Below are 17,593 nucleotides of genomic sequence, written 5' to 3'. Positions count from 1 at the left end.
CTCATCGGCACACGCCGGGTGGCATTCACGGCTGGCCTGTCGAGGGACTACCGGCTAGCGAGAACAGCAGATGCGAACGACCTTGCCCACTCAATGCCGAACCGGAAAACCACGGAGGAACTCCCATGGCCACCAATCGCCGACCCAGCCTCGTACGCGCGACCGCTGTCGCCGCAGTCGCCGGCGCCGCGCTGCTGCTGCCCGCAGCGGCGTCCGCCTTCGCCGCCGGCCCGGGTAGCGCGATCGCCGCCCCGGCCGCGGTCATCGCCTCGAAGAGCCAGGCCAAGACCGTCGACATCGGCGGCGGCCTGGAGGCGGTCATCAAGGGCGGTGTGTGCACGATCCGTTCGATCGGGGACGGCAAGGTCCTCGCGACCCTCAAGAAGGGCGAGACCTACAACAAGGGCGTGTACGTGCATTTCGACGGGCGGAACGTCACCGCCAAGACCCAGGGCGGGGCCAAGGCCAAGCACCACAAGGCCGGGCGGAAGCACGTCCGCACGCAGGCCCTGAAGGGCGGTTTCACCGCGAAGATCTACCAGCTGGGCAAGCGTCACTACCAGGCCGAGCTCATCGCCAAGGACCCGGCCACCGGCAAGCCCGTCACCTACGACACGTTGGAGACCAAGAACGGCAAGCCCGCCTGTGGCCAGCACAACGGCGCTCACTTCGTGCTCAAGCCCGACGGCAGCATGACCTCCTGGACCGCAGCCGCCAAGAAGAAGTAGTCCAACCAACCGGCCAAAGGCGATCACGCCTGGTCTCCACGGCGGCGGGACAGCTCCGTGCGTTCCTCAGCCCACCAGGGCGTCCCGCCGCCGAGCGCCTTGCGCTGTCGAGCCCGAGGCCCCGCCTCAACAGCACCGGTGTGTACCTCGCGTGTTGCACCTTCCGCAGCAGCATGCGCTCGTTGAAAGCAGCCACTGCGTCGAAAGGCGATTTCTGATGGACATTTCCTTCGTGCCGCCGCGCCGCGTCGAGATCGGCGATGCGGCGGTCTTCGCCGGGACCACGCCCCGCGCCATCCGGCACTACCACGACATCGGCCTGCTCCCCGAGGCCGAGCAAGGCGGCGACGGGCACAGCCGCTACGGCTACGACGACATGATCCGGCTGCTATGGATCCGCAAGATGGCGGAGGCCGAGATGGCGCTGGACGACATCCGCGACGTCTTCCACCCCGCAACCGGCAACGACAGCGGCATCGAGGAGACTTCGAGCCAGCCGGAGGACGCCTTGGCGGCCGAGGAGGCCGCCCTCCACCGCCGGCGGACCGCCGTGCAGCGCATGCGCGCCGAGGGCGGCCGCCTGGACTTGCTCTGCGAGACGGTCGCCGAACGGCTCCGCAACCTGCCCCAAGGATCACTGCGCCAGGCGGACCTGGATGCCCTGCTGGTGAGCGAACGGCTCTTCGGCCCACTCGGTGCAGCCCTCTTGGCCACCCGGTTCATCGCCCTGGCCGCACACCCCGAGCTGCGGGCCGAGTCCGACCATGTCGACGCTGCCGAGGCGGCCCTCGATGACAGCGTCGCGGTCGACGACCCGCGCGTGTCCGAAGTGGCCGCCCTGCGGCACGCCTTCGAGCAGAAACTGCTCCAAACCATCGAGGAAGATGGGCTGGATGACGCCGACGAGGCATTGTTCGACTCCCACGAGGACGAGGAAACTCACCCGGCCCCCGAGAGCTCCGACGACGCCGAGGCGAAGGGAGCGGAGGGCATGAGTGCGCTGGAGGCGGTCGGCAAGATGCCCTACGACTTCTCCCCAGCCCGCGTGCGCTGCATGGCACTGGCCCAGGAACTGGGCCAGGCGCCGGCCGCCCAGGACTAGCGTCAGGTGCGCAGGGCGCGGTCGATTGCGCGCACCGCGAAGCACTTGGCCTGTCCTTACCCACTGGTGTCTGGCCTGCATAGACGTGCGCATTCTGCAGCCACCCCGTCAAGTGGCACATTCGTACTGTTCGTAGCTCTTGCTGAGTGTCGAATGCGGCCATTCCCTATTTTCGGCCGGTGAATGAGGACGGGACGTGCGTACTACGGTGGTGGTTTCCGTGAGACCCGAGGAGAGCCGATATGGCCGACCAGTCCGCGCCCCGGCGGCGGCGTGACCCGCAGCGGCGGATCGAGGAGATGGCCGCCGCCGCGGAGCGCGTCATCGCCGTACGAGGAATCGAGGGGCTGACCCACCGGGCCGTCGCGGAGGAGGCGGGGGTGCCGCTGGGGGCGACGACGTACCACTTTGCCACCAAGGACGACCTCATCCATGCGGCGCTGGACCGTTCGGTCGACCGCTACGCCGTCTACCTGGAGGAATGGGTCGCGCAGCGGCCCGATCTCACCCCCGAACAGCTCGTGGCGCTGCTCACCGACGTCCTCATGGGCATCTTCGGGCCACAGCGCAATCATGGGGTCGAGGCCGGGCAGCAGTACTGCACTGGATTCGCTGGTGGCAGCGGGTTCGAGGTCTTCGGGCAGGAGGTAGCCGGTGCCTTCGTCGAGTTCGACGGCCTGGGCTCCGGTGGCGGCGAGGGCATGGGGCACCTCCCATGCCCTTAAGGCTATGGGGGAGGGTGTCGGTGAGATTCCAGCCGGTCCACCACTTCACGTCGTCAACCGTGACCGGGCCGAATGCCTTGAGGTAGTGACGGGCCAGCGTGGTCTTCGCCGCGGCGGCGGGTACGTCGGGCAGCGGCTGGGCCAGGGCCCAGCGGAATTGCGCGGAAGTCCATGAGCCGGCCGGTCGGGCCCGGCGGATGCGCCCCTCCGCGGCGAGGACTCCCAGGATCGGTGTGCTGGCCCGCTGACGGGACTGGTAGGGCTTGCCGGGGAAGGTGACAATCTGCTCGCGCAAGTCGGGTATGTCGGCGGCGAGTTGGGCGGCCGTCAGCTGGCCTCGTGCCCCGAGAGCGTCGAGGACGGCCCGCTCCACTGCCGTGTAGTGCGTCTCGTTCCAGCCGAGGGCCTCATGCAGTTTCGCCATGGCCTCGGCGCGGTGGCGGTGGGTGTCGCGGACGGTCGCGGACCGGACGGCGGGGGCCAGGGGGCCGGGACGGCGAACATGGTGCGGCGCATGCACCGTATGCGCTCCAGTGCCGGGCTGCCCGCGGGGCAGTCGTAGAGGGAGCGTCCGATTGCGGCGGCAGTGGGTGCGTGCATCCGGGCGACCGCCGCGAGGAGAACGGTCGCCGGGTCGGTGGCGTGCAGGCCGACCAGGGCCGCGGCCACCTCCTCGGCGCTCTTCTTTCGAAGCGAGGGCGCGAGGAGGTGACCGCGGGTGAGGCGGGCGCGCCGCTGGGCGGCGGTGATGCGGGGCAGGGTGCGGGGTGCGGGGGTCAGCGGGTGCCGTGGATGCAGAACGGCTGGCCGGAGGGGTCGAGGAGGATGGTCCAGTGCTTGCCGCCGGGCTGGTGTGCGGGCCTGGTGGCACCCAGTTCCAGCAGCCGTTTCTCCGCGGCCTGCACATCGTCGAAGACGAAGTCCATGTGGAACGGCAGGTCGTCCTCGGGCCAGTTGGGGGCGGTGAAGGAGACGGACGTGTAGAAGAGGTACATCGCGTCGCCGACGTAGATGGCGAAGGCGACATCGTTGCCGTGCTCGTCCGGGAAGGTCTGGGAGACCTTGGTGCCCAGGGCGGTGGCGTAGAAGTCGGCCAGCTTGCCGCCGTCCGCTGCCCACATCGCGTGGCACATGATCTTCCCGCGCAGGGTGTCGGTGTTCTCGTTCGTCATGGGAGCTGTTTCCTTCTGTTTTTCTCGCGCGCGGGTCAGCGCACGACCTTGATGCCGAAGTGGCCGCCGAACTGCTGGCCGAGGCCGAAACCGATGGCGGAGTGCATGTGGGCGTACATCTCCATGCCGCGGGCGCAGACGAGGGGGCCGAGGTCGAGGACGTCGCTCCAGCCGTAGGACGTGAGCAGGTCGGTGGTCTGCTGCTTGGCGTCGGAGTGGTCTCCGGCGACGAACATGGTGTGGTCGCCGCCGCCGACGGCATTCGGGTCGACCACGGTGGTCTGTTCCTGGGTGACGAAGGACTTGACGACCTTGGTCCGGGGCAGGGCGCGCTGGATCCGCTCCCCGAGGCTGTCGGTGTCGCACGGGTCGAGCTTCGGCATGACACCCCACGGCGTGGGCCAGGGATGCTCGGTCTCGTGCTGGTAGATGAACGGCACGGCGTAGTCGATCAGGGTCTTGCCCGCGAGCTGGTCGGCGATGGCGGTCAGCGCGGTGACGGCGTTGTGGCCGTCGATGCCGTTGATGACGATCTCGTCGGCGGCTGCTGCGGCCTCACCGAAAGGCAGCAGGGTGATGCCGGGGTGGTCGGCGAGCCACTGCTTGTAGGGCGGGTTGCCCATCATGTCGGGCTCGGTGCGGGCCAGGGTGCCCTCGACATCGCGGGTGCCGACGTACACCTCGTGGCCGAGTTCGGCGAGCTTGGCGGCGTGCGCGCGGCCACCGCCACCAGTACCGAGAACTGCAGTTTTCATAGAGAACCTCCCGATTTGCTCTGTGCGGACAGGTCCAAGCTAGAGGCATTTCAGGACAGCTGGTGACCTTTAACGGCTGCATAGTGGAATTCATGACGAGTGACATGACCGCCCGGATGCTGCGGCTGCTGTCCCTGCTGCAGACCCGGCGGGAATGGTCCGGCTCCGACCTCGCCGACCGCCTCTCGGTGACCGTCCGTACCGTCCGCCGCGACATCGACCGGCTGCGCGAACTGGGCTACCCCGTCGAGAGCGCCCGCGGACACGCCGGCGGCTACCGCCTCGCCCCCGGCACCGACCTGCCACCCCTCCTCCTCGACGACGACGAGGCCGTCGCCATCGCCGTCGCCCTGCGCACCGCCGCCGGCGGCCTGGCCGGTATCGAGGAGACCGCCCTACGGGCCCTGGCCAAGCTCGAACAGGTCCTGCCCCGCCGCCTGCGCGGCCAGGTCACCGCCCTCCAGGCATCCGTCGCCGGCATCGCGTGGGAGAACCGGGGCCCGCGCGCCGACCCGGCCCTCCTGGCCACCCTCGCCATCGCCTGCCGCGACCACGAGATCCTCGCCTTCGACTACACCCCCCGCCACGGCACCACCACCGCCCGCCGAGCCGAGCCCTGCCACCTGATCGCCTCCGGCGACCTGTGGTACCTCCTCGCCCACGACACCGACAAAGACGACTGGCGTCTCTTCCGCCTCGACCGCATCAGCCACCCCGCCCCCACCGGCCGACGCGTCCCGCCCCGCCCCGTGCCCGGCAACGACCCCGCCGCCTTCGTCGCCGACCGGATCTCGGCCGCCCCCACCCGCTACCGCGCCGTCGCCACCGTCCACGCCCCCGCCGACCACATCCGCGCCCGCGCCCCGAGCCTGACCACCCGCATCCGCCCCAACGACGAGTACACCTGCATCGTCGACGTATCCGACGACTACCTGCCCCACATCGCCCAGACCCTCGCCGGCCTCGACACCGACTACACCCTCAACGCCGACCCCGACGTCCTCCACCACCTACGCGAAACCGCCCATCGCACCCTGCACGCCACAGGCTGACCACCGAACGTCACCGTCGCCGGCCTTCTGGCCGGTGCCCGGGAACGGCCTGCTTCTCCAGGAATGTGGCGGTGCGGAACGCGTTGCGGACCGTGGTCAGGGGCTCCCTGTCCCGGTGTAGCAGAGCTTGTTGGGGAGCAGGATCGACTAGGGCCTGTCCGACGGTTCGCCTGATGGGCTACCAACGAATGGCGATCCGACCGACGAGTGAACTGTCGATGACCTGTGGTTCGAGGAGGGGCGCAGCTGCCACCGTGTGCCCCCCTTCATTCTCCTGCGCGGCTCGGCATAGGTGACGGCTGTCTTGCCGGGCGCCGGGATCCGAATGAGGTCGACCGGTTTCGGGAAAAGACGGCCCACCGGGCCCGTCCCCGAACGCAGGAACCCCGCCGGCAAGCGACGGGGGTTCCTCACCTCTCACGCGGTATCACACGCGTCTCACCAACAGCATTGACGCTCCTGGACCACAAGGCCCTGACCTGCGCCTACGCCCCTGATCTGGACCGCCTGGACCGCACAAGACACGATCTACAACCTGTGCCATGTGGTACCGAGCGACGCGCCCAGTACGAGTACGGGGGCGTCGTCGGGACCGTCAATCCGGTGCTGCAGGGTCTTCTCGCTCACCCGGCCACGCTACCGAACTCTCTGACGCGGTCCTGACACCCGGGTCAGGAAGAGTCGACGCGAGGGGCCAGGGCGTGGCCACTGGCCGCGCCCGAAGCGGGGTAAGCGCAGGTCAGAGCCTCACGCTCGAGACGGCGTAGACGACCGGGTGACCCGGCTCGTCGTAGCTCACCATGATCCGCTGTACGGATGCGGTGCCTTGCCCGTGATCAGGGCTGCGGCGTCTTCCGGCCCATCAAGGCGGTGCTGGAGAGTGCGCGTCGGTATCTCGCTCACGCCCTGCACGCGCTCGCATCTCACAACTGCCCCTATGACGGAGGTCATGACTGTGTGGGCCTGACCAGGTGGAACACCTCGCGGGCGGCATAGCGTTTGAGGCATCGGACGATTTCGCGTCGGGTTTTGCCCGCCTTGGTGCGGCGTTCGTAGTAGTCACGTGGGCCTGGGTCGAAGCGCAGGCGGGTCTGCGCGATCCGGTGGAGGGCGGCGTTGGCCTGCCGGTCGCCGCCGCGGTTGAGGCGACGGTACTGCCGAGTGCCCGAGGAACGCTCGATGGGGCTGACCCCGCACAGCGCGGCGAAGGACGCCTCTCTGTGCAGACGTTCCGGGTTGTCCCCCATCGTGATCAGCAAAGTGACGACCGTGTCCGGGCCGATGCCCACCACCGTGAGCAGCTGCGAGGCGTGGCGCTCCGCGAGCAAGGCCAGGCGGCGTTCCAAATCCTGGATCTGGTCGGTGAGCTGCTGGATTCGGTGGGCCAGCAGGCACAGGGTGACGGCGAGTTCTTCTGCCCCGGCTGCGGCGGCGACCGTAGCTACCTGCGCCGCATCGGCCGCCATCGGTTCGCTCTCCTCGGCATCCCCCTCCTCCCCCGCGGCACCGCGGGAACCGTGGTCGAATGCGCCGCCTGCCGGACCTGCTTGCGGACCGACGTCCTCAGCCACCCCACCACCACCCACTTCTCAGCGATGCTCCGCGACGCCGTGCACACCGTCGCCCTCGCCGTCCTCGCCGCCGGAAAGGAGGGCATCGATGGCAGCGGCACCGCGCTCACCATCGAACTCCACGAGGTCCTCGACCCGCTCGCCCCCCACCTGGCGCCCGCCGGGAGCGAGGACATCCTGCTGCAGGGCGCCCGCATCGCCCTGGCCGACGGACCGTACACCCCCAGCGAGCACCAAACCCTGGCCGCGGTCGGCCGGGCCCTGCTCCTCAGCCACGAGGACACCGAACGACTGCTGGCCATCGGGGCCCGTACGCCGTCGTAAGGCGCCGTATGTGTCCTCTCCCTGACAGCGAGTGCGACGAACAGTGCGGCCGGCCTCAGCGTAAGGAAGGAAGACGGCGTCAGGAAAACAACGCCGTCGCGACGGGAGAAGGGCCTCCCCCATGCACCACGTGCACGCCTGCGACGCCGGCGGGCGGCGGGCTAGGGGGAGAGGGCCGGGTGACCCGGCCCTCCTACCCGGCTGTTACGACCAGCCCTGCTTCACCTCGGCGGGGGCGGTGTTCCAGCTCTTGGGTATGAACGTGATGACGTAGGTTCCGCGGTCGAAATCCGCGTACCCGGCAGACCAGTTCCGGAACTTGCTCTCGTATACGTTCATGGGGCCCAGGCCGCTGTTGGGCGCGTGATAGTGGTTGGCGTGGGTCCATATGGTTTTGTCGGCATCCGCTTCCGTCTGAGCCCCAAACCAGCCGTAGTCGAAATTGACCCAACTTTCGCCGGGTTGGGCGGGACTGCGCGGAATATTCCTGTCCTTCGACATGTCCACCAGTCCTGTGCCCTGGTCGGGGCGGAAGGCATCCGGATCGCCGTACTTCCTCTTGTCAGAGGAGCCCCGCTGGTCCTGCCCGCTCCAGAAGTGTTTCGAGTAGACCACCGCCTTCATCTTGGATGGGTCGTAGTTGCCTCCATCCCTTTCCTTGAAGGACGGCGTATTCCTCAGCGCCGAGTAAAAGTTCGAGCGGCTGTCCTCGTAGCGCAGAGCGTCATTTTTGTTCGCGAGCCCTGTCTTGAGGTTGTCGATGTAAGTCCCCTCGTCGTGCGCATTATCCAGGGCTTTGTTCATGACGGACGCCACATCACGCGCCCGCTTGAAACCCTTCCCCTCGTCGAAACTGTCCTTGACGATGCGCCCCTCAAACTCGGCTTGCGTCTCATTGGGGCGTGGTCTGCTGTTTTCCAGGTCATTCTTGTACTTGTTCTCGTCGAAGAACGCGAACGCCAATTTGTTCGTCGGGTAGGGGCCCGAATTGACCCAAGTGATGCCGACGCAGCCGTAGGACAGCTTTTCTCGCTGCTCTTCGGTCATTTGCTGTTGGTTGCCGTCGCGGTGACTGTAGACCTGCTGCCACTTGCGTATGTAGTTGTTGACGACCGTAGTGGCCCTACCTCCGTAGGCCCGGTACGCGTCAGGCATCCGGTTGAGCGGCTCGGCGGGAGGTGTCACCCTCTCGTCGACAGCGTCGGGGGCCCGGAAGAGCGCACTGGCGCTCGGCGGCAATTCCGCCAGAGAATTGCCAGGTTGACCCGCAGTCAGGGCTCTTTTGTTCAGTGCGTTGATGTTCTTGACGTCCTCCGCCGTCAGGCCGTGCGTTTCGGCGTAGGACCCCTCCCTTGCCCCGTCGCCGCCGCTGGCGGCATGGCTGACCGACGGCATGACTCCAGCGGTGCATATCGCCGCACTCACAGTGGCGAAGGCGAGTAAACTCCGACGTTTGTACATGAAAATCAGTAACTCCCTTGTTGTGGAATCTCGTGAAACGGGGCATGCGAGCGAACGACGCAATGAGGGGTTTGCGGTAAGCAGCCGCTCCGTGACCTCAGCCGCGCTGTCCTGGGTCGCTGCGCCGGCGACAGGAAGGAACGCCGCCACGAGGCGGAAGGAGATGCGGCAACGGCGGTGGCGGCGCGGCCGTCGCCGGTCATGACCTGGTGGCCGGCGGGCCGCCCGGGTCGGGCGGCACCGGTGCCTCGCTACATCAGCGTCGCCGCCGAGACGACGACGCGGGCCCGGTCCGGGAGGCCGAGGTCGCCGTAGCGGACCTCGACGCGCGGATGGGAGTGCATGAAGTCGGTGTCGCCCCGGCGGACCTGGCCGGGATGGCCGACAGCGGCGGTCGCCGGGGCGACGGGGGGCAGGGCGGCCGCCTGGGCTCCCTGGGCGAGGGGCAGGGCGGGGGCGCCGGTCACGGCGACGGCAGGGAGAGCACGCAAAGCGATGGGGCGTATCACGTATCGGCTCCTGGATGAGTGATCAGGTAGATACGAGCAGTGATCATGCCCCCGCGCCAACTCCCCGACAACGTCGCGGTCTTACAATCGGCCAATCTGTCACGTAGGACATATCTGGCCACGTATCCGAGCCGGCCTGTGGGGATGCGATGCGGCAGCGTTCCCCTGCTCCTGGCGTGTGGTTCGCGGCGACGCCGGTACCGATGTTGTCGAGAATCCCACGGTGCGGTTGAAGCCGTCGTCGACCGGGACGAAGAGTCCCATTCAGCGGGGTGAACCGGCTACGGGAGCTCCGTCAACACGCTAAGTGCGGGTCGGTGGTGTCGCGGCCGGGGCGGATGGTCCGGTCCGGACGTCGATTCGTCAGTGCCTGTGTCAGATCCGGTGATCTGTGACGTTCTGCGACTGATGGCAGAGTCGTTCAATTGGTGTCGGGGACGGGGCTGTGTTCGGGCAGGAGCAGGATGGTTCGCACGCGAAGCGGGGTATTTTCCGGTCGTTTGTGGTGACCTTGAGTGGAGCGGCGGAGCCTGTCAGGTCATATGCGGGCCGGGGTTTCTGCGGCCGGTGAAGTGCCGGCCCTTCTGGTCCGTCCGGGGAGTGTTCGCCGTGGCCCAGGGGATCGGCAGTGCGCCGTGTGAGCGTTTCGATGATCTGGTGGACCAGTCGGTTCGGCTGGTCCGGGTGATGACGGGGTGCCAGTTCACGCTGGGGGACACCGCGTTGGAGATCGCGCGGTTGCGTACGCACGGCGGGAACATGTCGCTCGGGGAAGAGGACCAGCCCGGAGTGGAGGGCCTGTTACGCCTGTTCGCCGAGGCGATAGGGCTGTCGTTCCATACGGTGCGAACGTATCGGTGGGTGGCCGCACGGTGGCCGAAGGATCAGCGCCAGGACGGCGTCTCCTTCGAGGTCCACCGGATTCTGGCGTCGGCGCCGGACGCGTACGAGCTGATCCAGCATCCGCCGGTTGACGAGCGGACAAGGGAGACCCGGTGGAGTGGGGACGCCGCGAAGCTGGCGGCGGGCTGGCCGACCGCGACGCCTGTGTCGGTGGCGGAGAAGGTCGAGGCGATCCGGGATCTCGCGCAGGACGAGCAGGTGGCGGCCCTGGTGGCATGTGACCTGCTGCACCAGCCGGAGGTCGCTTTTTGGGCGATGCGGGACCCGCAGGCCCGGGAGCTGGTCAATCAGGCTCAGTTCGACCAGGCCGAACTCGTCGAAGACGGTGAGGGGGAGGACTGGTGGGACGAAAGCAACGCTGTGGAAGAGGAGGAGGGTGTCGTTGATCCCGTGGCGATCGTGCGAGGTTTCCACCGGGCGATGGAATTCACGGACTTGATCGGGGTCTGCCAGGGCTTCGTGGCCGGGGCGAGCCGGCTGGTGCCGAAGCTGCGCGGACGGGAGTTCTCCGAGTCGCAACTCTCCCTTGTGTTACGGCATTTGGAGAAGATTCGGGCGACTGCGGACTGGATCGAGACGGCGGTCTCAACCGGCAAGGTGGACCTGGACGAGGCTCTGGCCGAGCTGGTGCGGGGCCAGTAGTCATGAAACGGCGGGCGGGACTGCCCGCTCATGTTCACGCCGAAGCAGTACGCAAGGCCCTGCAAGAGGCACGGCCGGCCGGACTGCACGGGAAGCAGCTGGCCAAGGCCACCCAGCGGTCCCCCGCGCAGGTCTGGACGGGGATCACGTTCCTGCGCAGGACCGCAGTCAAGGAAGGGCTGCCGCCCGTGACGCACAACCGCCGGGACGGATTTCAGCTGTCGGAGGACCCCGAGGTGTGGATCACCTACGAGCCTGTCTTCGAGGCCGAACTGCACCGGATGACGAACTTCATCGCCGGGATTGTCGCCCCGCACACCAAACGCGCCCCGAAGGACGAGTGGGCCCGCCTGGTCCTGGAACAGCTCGGAGGGATCAGGGCCACTCGAAGTCCTCACCCGCATGGAACGGCCGTGACCAGCCCGGACATGGGGCAACCGGCCGCGAGAGAACGGCACTACCCCAGCGACGTGACGTACGCCGAATGGGCCGTCCTGGAGCCTCTGCTGCCACCGCTGGCCTGCACCCAGCCCACGGGCGAACGTCCGGAGAAGCACCCGAGACGCAACGTGGTCGACGCGATCCGCTACGTGAACGACAACGGTGTGAAGTGGAGGTCCGTCCCCGTCGACTTCGGCATCCCCTGGCGCACTGTCTACGGATACTTTCAGCGCTGGCGGGCCAGCGGAGACCTGACCCGCATCCACGCCGCACTGCATGAACAAGTCCGCGTCCACGACGGCCTCAACCCCCGCACCGTCGCGGTGATTCTGGACTCCCAGTCCGTCAAGGGGGCCGAGACGGTCGGCAAGGGCTCCCGCGGCTTCGACGGCCACAAGATGATCAATGGCAGGAAGCGGCATCTGGCCGTTGACATGCGGGGCATGCCCCTGACGGTGATGGTCACCGAAGCCTCCCCGCACGACAGCGTCCCCGCCCGCGACCTGCTCTTCCGTCTCCGCCTCACGCACCCCGAGGTCACCGTCGTCTGGGCGGATTCCGCCTACGGCGGCCCCCTCGTCGACTGGGCCCGCTCCTTTCTGGGCCTGACCCTCAAAACGGTGCCCCGCCGCAAAGACCAGGACGGCTTCGCCGTGCTCGCGAAGGGGTGGCGAGTGGAACGGGCCGTCTCGTGGGTCATGCGCGCCCGCAGAAACGTCCGAGACTACGAACGGCTCATCTCGCACAGCGAAGCCCACATCACCTGGACCACGATTACCCTCATGGCCCGCCGCCTCACCCGCCCGCCCCGCCCGCCACGCACCACGCCGCACCTCCCCGAGCCGGTGAAAACAGCCACCAAACCCGTGCCGATCCGCCTCCGGATGCAGCCCCAGACGATTCGGCTGGCCCCTGCCGTCTTGCGCTGGCCTGGGGCTACGTGCTCACCGATCCGGTCGGCGGGATCGCACCGACCGCCCCCTCCCGATTGATCACTCCGTTACGGGCAGGCATTCGGCGAGCAGATCGACGATGTCGCGCCAGGCTCGCTGTGCGTGTCGTGGGTGGTAGCCGACGCCCGGGGGTGTGGTGTGGTTGACCGGTGGGTGGTGGAAGGCGTGCAGGGCCCCGCCGTAGACCACGCAACGCCAGTCGACGCCCGCGTCCCGCATCTCGGCGGTGAACGCTTCCCGTTGCGCGGGCGGCATGATCGGGTCTTCCGATCCGACCCCAGCCCACACGGGGCAGCGAATGCGTGCCGCCTCGCCCGGTCGGCCCGTGGTCAGTGCGTTGACCGTACCGATCGCGCGCAAGTCGACTCCATCGCGCCCGAGTTCCAGCACAATCGCGCCCCCGGTGCCGTAGCCGATTGCGGCGACCCGGTCGGGGTCGGTCCGCGGTTCGGCGCGCAGCACCTCGAGTGCCGCATGGCCAATGCCCCGCATCCGGTCGGGGTCTGCGAGCAGCGGCATGCAGCGGGCCAGCATCTCCTCGGGGTTGTCCAAATAGCGCCCGCCGTGGAGGTCAAAGGCCAGCGCCACGTATCCCAGCTCAGCCAGGGCATCGGCCCGGCGGCGCTCGACGTCGCTGAGCCCCATTCCCTCAGGCCCGATAAGGACTGCGGGCCGACGCTCATCACCGGCAGGGAGCGCGAGGTGCCCGATCATCGCGAGAGCATCGGCCGGGTATTCGACCGTACGTGTTGTGATCGTCATGAGGCTGGACCGTAGTGACCATCCAGCCAGGTCGGGCCGGTGTTCACCGTCGGCAGAAGGTGGTCCGTCGCGACTGCACGAGGACTGTGTCAACTCCCCCAATTGCATCCCGATCTCACAACAGCCCCTATGACCGGGATCACGCCTGTATGGGTCTGACCAGGTGGAACACCTCGCGGGCGGCATAGCGTTTGAGGCATCGGACGATCTCGCGTCGGGTTTTGCCCTCCGTGGTGCGGCGTTCGTAGTAGTCCTGGGTGCGTGGGTCGTGGCGCAGGCGGGTCTGCACGATCCGGTGCAGTGCGGCGTTGGCCTGCCGGTCGCCGCCACGGTTGAGCCGACGGTACTGCCGGCTGCCCGAGGAACGCTCAACGGGGCTGACCCCGCACACCGCGGCGAACGACGCCTCACCGTGCAGGCGCTCCGGGTTGTCCCCATCGCGATCAGCAAAGTGACGGCCGTGTCCGGGCCGATGCCCACCACACTGAGCAGCTGCGGGGCGTGGCGTTCCGCGAGCAGGGCCAGGCGGCGTTCCAGGGCCTGGATCTGGTCGGTGAGCTGCCCGATGCGCTGGGCCAGCAGACACAGGGTGATGCGGGTGGCCTGCAGCACCGCCTCCTCGTCGCCCTCGTCGTTCTTGCTGTCGACGCTTTCGCAGCGCGGGCGATGGTGGCGAAAGAGATCGGCTCGCCGTCGTCCAGCATGCGCTGCTGGTGTACGTGTCCTGGTGTATGCCTCTCCTCGGGGCTTGTCGTGCGGGCCGTCACACACCTCACCAGTGGCCCTGCGCCGGGCCGGAGTGTCGGGAGTCAGGTGATGCGGATGGTGGCGGCGCGGGCGAAGTGCCGCAGCCACGCCGCCCCTGCGGGGTGCAGTTCAGTGGTGTCCAGGGTCGATAGGGCCTGGAGACGTCTTGCGGCGATGAGGTGCTCGGTGACGGGGCGGGCGCCGGTGGCTGTGACTACCGATCGGATCTCGTCAGCGTCCGTCTCGGTCAGGTGTGGATTGCCGAAGTGGCGTTGCAGGGTGCGCCGTTGGATTCCGGTGGCTCGGGTCAGGGCGGTGGCGATGAGCACGGTGTGCTTGCCCGCGCACAGGTCGTCCAGGGCGGGCTTGCCGGTTTGGCCGGGGTGGCCGAAGACGCCGAGGAGGTCGTCCCGAAGTGGGAACGCCTCGCCGAGCGGGGCGACGCCTCCTGAACCACCCGGCGGATCCGGGCCAGGGTCTATACCCGCCCGGTGAAGCCGTGTGCGGCGGTGGCCCTGCTTCAATGCCTCCGCCACCTGCGCGAATTCGACCTCAGAGACCAACGGGCGCCTGCCCGACGGCCCTGAGGAGTGCAGTGCCTGTATCCCGCCGTTCTGCCCCTTCTCATGCCAGACGTGCACCACCTGCCGGGAGGCCCCCAACCACCGGGCTATTTCTGCCTGGGGAATGACCTCTTCGTACCACTCGGCCGCCTGCAACCGCAGCTTCTGACGCTGCAGACACCCCTCCCGCGTCAGTCCCACCTCCTCCATAACCACGGGATAGCACCACCGGGCGGCCGTCAACCCCAACATCAAGCCTCAGTAGGTGACTGACGGCTCGTCAGGTGGTGGGGTCTGTGGGTGTGCGCAGTATTGCCGCTGTCGCGCCAAGCAGGGCCAGGGTCAAGGTGATTGCCATGAAGACCTGGCCGTGCACGCCGAGGATGAAGAGGGTTTGGTTGGTGAACTCCGGGTCGTAGGTGGCGGTGCCGGGGAACAGGAGTGCGCCGATCATGCCGAGCCAGGGGGTGGCCAGGACCGCGGCGGCGCACAGCAGCCGGCCGCGGGTGTTCCGGCCCTGCCACAGGGCGAGGGCCAGGCCGATGAGGCCGAGGAGCACCGTCATCACCATGTACTGGGCGTCGTGGAACTTGGCGTGGGGCGGCCAGGCGGGATTGAAGGCGTGCTGGGCCGCCAGGTCCGGGATGACGAGATCGGCGAGCACGGCGCTGACCGTTGTGATCGCTCCGACGAGGGCGATCAGGATTCGCGGGAGGGGCACGGGTTGACCTCTTGAGGTTTGGTGGTTGCCCGGGGACAGCACGCTTTCGCGGGGTCGGGCGGATGGGGTCACATGGGTGGGTGTGTCAGAGCGTCCAGGTGTAGGCGGGGGTGATCGAGCGATTGAAGAGTGCATTGGGCAGGATTGGGAGAGCCACGTCTCGCAGAGCGGTCAGTGGCGGGGACGTCCAGTGCGCGGGAGCGCCGGCCTGGCGGGAGCGGCGGGCGATCATTTGGGTGCGCGGCCTGCGGACGCGGTCGTACTCCTCCAGCCCCGCACGCACGCCGAGGGTGTCCGCTGCTGCGGCGAGGGTGACTGCGTCCTCGAGTGCCTGGCAGGCGCCCTGCCCCAGGTTGGGGGTCATGGCGTGCGCGGCGTCTCCGAGAATCGCGACCTTTCCGGAGACGAAGGTGGGCAACCTCGGCAGCTCGTATGTGTCGTGCTGCAACACCGCTTCCTCGCCTGCGGTGTTCAGTAGTGTGGGGATGGGGCCGTGCCAGTGCGCGAAGCGTTGGCGTAGTTGGTCCAGGTGGGTGCGGGAGCCGATCGGGGCGTTGGCCAGCAGGTAGCAGTAGACGCGGCCATCTGGCATCGGCACATGCCCGAATCGTTCGCCTCGCCCCCACGTTTCCACGCTCCCCTCGACGGGCTGGGGTGGCGCGATGAAGCGCCAGGCGGTGTATCCGACGTAGCGCGGTCCGGGTATGCGTGGCCAGAGGGAATGCCGTGTGACGCTGTGTACGCCGTCAGCGCCCACCACGAGATCCGCGGTGGAGGTGCCCCCGCTGTGGCGGACTGTGCCATCGGGCTGCACATGGCGCACCTCGGTGCCCGGCCGCAGCGCCTGTGCGGGCACGGCCGCGCGCAGGAGGTCGACCAGGGCAGCCCGATGTACGGTCACCCACTGACCGAAGCGGCGTTTCAGGTCGTCGATGTCGTTGCGAATCAGCCAGCCCCCGCTCGCGCAACGAATGCCCGCGAGCGGATCGGCCAGCCCGCCGGAACGCAGAGGATCGCCGAGGCCAAGCGTGTCCAGCGCACGTAAACCGTTGGGCTGAATCGACAATCCCGCACCGATCTCGGTGAACTCCGGGGTGCGCTCAAGGATCTCTACCTGCCAGCCACGCTGATGGAAGGCAACAGCCGCGGCCAGCCCGCCGATGCCACCACCCACAATGATCACCTTCATCGTTGAGTCTCCCCTGTCGTCGTTGCGGGCCGTGGCCGGCACCGGCCACGGCGGACACGATCTGACCTGGACAGCCGCCATCGCACGGCCATGGCCAGCAGCACCGCCACGAGAAGGACCCACCACGAACGCTCCATGCGCACCCCTACTAGCTCTAGGTTTATTTAGAGGCATTAAGGAAACATAGATGCCCTAAGATGTCAACGGTGCTAACGGAGCGAGAGAGGGGTGCCGATGTCCGCAGGGACCAGCAGCAGGCGGGAGAGGCTGCGCCGAGCCACTCTCGGGGAGATCCACGCGGCCGCACGCAAGCTCCTGGTCGAGCAGGGATCGACTGCGGTGACCATCAACGCGGTCGCCAGGCAAGTGGGCGTGAGCGGCCCGGCCTTGTACCACTACTACGCCAGTCACGACGAGTTGGTCGGCGCGGTGACAGCGGACTTCTTCCGTGAGTTGGCCACCACCATGGAACGCGCCCGTGACGCCCACGCTGACGCGCCGGTCGGCGAGCGCATACTCGCAGCCTGCCGAGCCATGCGCGCCTGGGCGATCACCCATCCGGCCGAGTTCGGCTGGATCTTCGCCAGCCCGATCAGCCCGCCGAACCGACAGCCCGACTCGGCACGCCACCAGGCCGCGCAGCGTTTCGAACAGGTCCTGCTGGACCTGACGGTTGAGCTGTGGAAGACGCGACCGTTCCCGGTGCCTGATCTGGCCAGTCTGCCCGCGTCACTGAGCGAGCAGCTGACCGCCTACTCCGCCACCATCGACGGATGCCTGCCGCCGGAGGCCGCGCACGTCTTCCTGTCCTGCTGGACCAGGCTGTACGGCCTGCTGTGCATGGAAGTCCTGCACCAACTGGACTTCGCCTACTCCGACCTGGAACCCGTCTTCGAGGAATGCCTGCGCGACCTGGCCGTCATCCTCGGCCTGTAGGGGGCATCCGTGCCCGTGAAGGCCACGGGGGCCATCCCGAACGCAGAAACCCCCGTCGGAGCCAGCCGACGGGGGTTCCTCACCTCTCACCTGCTATCACAACTGCCCCTATGACGGGGGTCATGGCTGTGTGGGCCTGACCAGGTGGAACACCTCGCGGGCGGCGTAGCGTTTGAGGCATCGGACGATTTCGCGTCGGGTTTTGCCCGCCTTGGTGCGGCGTTCGTAGTGGTCACGTGGGCCTGATGAGGATCCGCATTTTTCCCCAAGTGCGCTCCGATTCCCCACTTGGTTCAAGAGCGGATGAAGTGAGGAAAGTGGGGATCGCCGAGCGTGC

The 17,593-nt window shown here is 67.9% G+C and carries 17 protein-coding genes and 3 pseudogenes; 8 read left to right on the top strand and 12 right to left on the bottom strand.

The window, feature by feature from the left end; genetic code table 11:
• The first annotated feature begins 125 nt into the window (after positions 1–125).
• From AB0I10_RS28750 to AB0I10_RS28740, 3 genes are all read left to right on the top strand, one after another.
• Positions 126–728, top strand: coding sequence for a hypothetical protein (locus tag AB0I10_RS28750; RefSeq protein WP_363155559.1), 603 nt, complete (start codon positions 126–128; stop codon positions 726–728).
• A 217-nt stretch (positions 729–945) separates the two neighbouring features.
• Positions 946–1,830, top strand: a complete 885-nt coding sequence (locus tag AB0I10_RS28745; protein WP_363155558.1) for a MerR family transcriptional regulator — start codon at positions 946–948, stop codon at positions 1,828–1,830.
• 242 nt (positions 1,831–2,072) lie between these two features.
• Positions 2,073–2,555 (top strand): TetR family transcriptional regulator, encoded by a 483-nt coding sequence (locus AB0I10_RS28740; protein WP_363155557.1) that lies wholly within the window; start codon positions 2,073–2,075, stop codon positions 2,553–2,555.
• A 76-nt stretch (positions 2,556–2,631) separates the two neighbouring features.
• On the opposite strand, the pseudogene AB0I10_RS28735 reads toward AB0I10_RS28740, so the two are convergent.
• From AB0I10_RS28735 to AB0I10_RS28725, 3 genes and pseudogenes are all read right to left on the bottom strand, one after another.
• Positions 2,632–2,979: pseudogene (locus AB0I10_RS28735) on the bottom strand (crosslink repair DNA glycosylase YcaQ family protein); the annotation flags it as partial.
• A gap of 352 nt (positions 2,980–3,331) precedes the next feature.
• Positions 3,332–3,727, bottom strand: a complete 396-nt coding sequence (locus AB0I10_RS28730; protein ID WP_363155556.1) for a VOC family protein — start codon at positions 3,725–3,727, stop codon at positions 3,332–3,334.
• A gap of 35 nt (positions 3,728–3,762) precedes the next feature.
• Positions 3,763–4,482 (bottom strand): NAD(P)-binding domain-containing protein, encoded by a 720-nt coding sequence (locus AB0I10_RS28725; protein ID WP_363155555.1) that lies wholly within the window; start codon positions 4,480–4,482, stop codon positions 3,763–3,765.
• A gap of 92 nt (positions 4,483–4,574) precedes the next feature.
• Between AB0I10_RS28725 and AB0I10_RS28720 the strand changes: the two genes are divergently transcribed.
• Positions 4,575–5,534 (top strand): WYL domain-containing protein, encoded by a 960-nt coding sequence (locus AB0I10_RS28720; protein WP_363155554.1) that lies wholly within the window; start codon positions 4,575–4,577, stop codon positions 5,532–5,534.
• A 537-nt stretch (positions 5,535–6,071) separates the two neighbouring features.
• Here the strand turns inward: AB0I10_RS28720 and AB0I10_RS28715 are convergent.
• Positions 6,072–6,161: pseudogene (locus AB0I10_RS28715) on the bottom strand (3-oxoadipate enol-lactone hydrolase); the annotation flags it as partial.
• 320 nt (positions 6,162–6,481) lie between these two features.
• Positions 6,482–7,000 carry a transposase gene (locus tag AB0I10_RS28710; protein ID WP_363155553.1) on the bottom strand — a complete coding sequence of 173 codons (519 nt, stop codon included), beginning with the start codon at positions 6,998–7,000 and terminating at the stop codon, positions 6,482–6,484.
• On the opposite strand from AB0I10_RS28710, the gene AB0I10_RS28705 reads away from it, so the two are divergent.
• A complete protein-coding gene (locus tag AB0I10_RS28705) occupies positions 6,881–7,429 on the top strand; it encodes a TerB family tellurite resistance protein (RefSeq protein ID WP_363155577.1) in 549 nt (182 codons plus the stop codon). The two genes, AB0I10_RS28710 and AB0I10_RS28705, sit on opposite strands and share 120 nt — an antisense overlap.
• A gap of 204 nt (positions 7,430–7,633) precedes the next feature.
• Here the strand turns inward: AB0I10_RS28705 and AB0I10_RS28700 are convergent, their stop codons facing one another.
• A complete protein-coding gene (locus AB0I10_RS28700) occupies positions 7,634–8,890 on the bottom strand; it encodes a protein-glutamine gamma-glutamyltransferase (protein WP_363155576.1) in 1,257 nt (418 codons plus the stop codon).
• A 251-nt stretch (positions 8,891–9,141) separates the two neighbouring features.
• Positions 9,142–9,399, bottom strand: a complete 258-nt coding sequence (locus tag AB0I10_RS28695; protein ID WP_363155552.1) for a hypothetical protein — start codon at positions 9,397–9,399, stop codon at positions 9,142–9,144.
• Positions 9,400–10,056: 657 nt separating this feature from the next.
• On the opposite strand from AB0I10_RS28695, the gene AB0I10_RS28690 reads away from it, so the two are divergent.
• Positions 10,057–10,944 (top strand): DUF6192 family protein, encoded by an 888-nt coding sequence (locus AB0I10_RS28690; protein ID WP_363155551.1) that lies wholly within the window; start codon positions 10,057–10,059, stop codon positions 10,942–10,944.
• 428 nt (positions 10,945–11,372) lie between these two features.
• Positions 11,373–12,188 (top strand): annotated as a pseudogene (locus AB0I10_RS28685) (IS5 family transposase); the annotation flags it as partial.
• 189 nt (positions 12,189–12,377) lie between these two features.
• Here the strand turns inward: AB0I10_RS28685 and AB0I10_RS28680 are convergent.
• The 5 genes from AB0I10_RS28680 to AB0I10_RS28660 form a co-directional block, all read right to left on the bottom strand.
• Positions 12,378–13,100 carry a dienelactone hydrolase family protein gene (locus AB0I10_RS28680; protein WP_363155550.1) on the bottom strand — a complete coding sequence of 241 codons (723 nt, stop codon included), beginning with the start codon at positions 13,098–13,100 and terminating at the stop codon, positions 12,378–12,380.
• A gap of 139 nt (positions 13,101–13,239) precedes the next feature.
• Positions 13,240–13,491 carry a transposase gene (locus AB0I10_RS28675; RefSeq protein ID WP_363155548.1) on the bottom strand — a complete coding sequence of 84 codons (252 nt, stop codon included), beginning with the start codon at positions 13,489–13,491 and terminating at the stop codon, positions 13,240–13,242.
• Between the two features lie 418 nt (positions 13,492–13,909).
• Positions 13,910–14,620 (bottom strand): polyprenyl synthetase family protein, encoded by a 711-nt coding sequence (locus AB0I10_RS28670; protein WP_363155547.1) that lies wholly within the window; start codon positions 14,618–14,620, stop codon positions 13,910–13,912.
• A gap of 70 nt (positions 14,621–14,690) precedes the next feature.
• A complete protein-coding gene (locus AB0I10_RS28665; protein ID WP_363155546.1) occupies positions 14,691–15,131 on the bottom strand; it encodes a DUF6640 family protein in 441 nt (146 codons plus the stop codon).
• Between the two features lie 85 nt (positions 15,132–15,216).
• Positions 15,217–16,362 carry an FAD-dependent monooxygenase gene (locus tag AB0I10_RS28660; RefSeq protein WP_363155545.1) on the bottom strand — a complete coding sequence of 382 codons (1,146 nt, stop codon included), beginning with the start codon at positions 16,360–16,362 and terminating at the stop codon, positions 15,217–15,219.
• A 192-nt stretch (positions 16,363–16,554) separates the two neighbouring features.
• Here AB0I10_RS28660 and AB0I10_RS28655 point away from each other — a divergent pair, with 192 nt between their 5' ends.
• Entirely contained in the window at positions 16,555–17,256 is a 702-nt protein-coding gene (locus AB0I10_RS28655) for a TetR/AcrR family transcriptional regulator (protein WP_363155544.1), read from the top strand.
• Positions 17,257–17,593 lie beyond the last annotated feature (337 nt).

This window comes from Streptomyces sp. NPDC050636 (assembly GCF_040654775.1).
In the GTDB taxonomy this organism is placed as follows: Bacteria; Actinomycetota; Actinomycetes; order Streptomycetales; family Streptomycetaceae; genus Streptomyces.
Note: the sequence above shows the minus strand (reverse complement) of the source record. Positions and strands in the feature narration are given on the sequence as shown.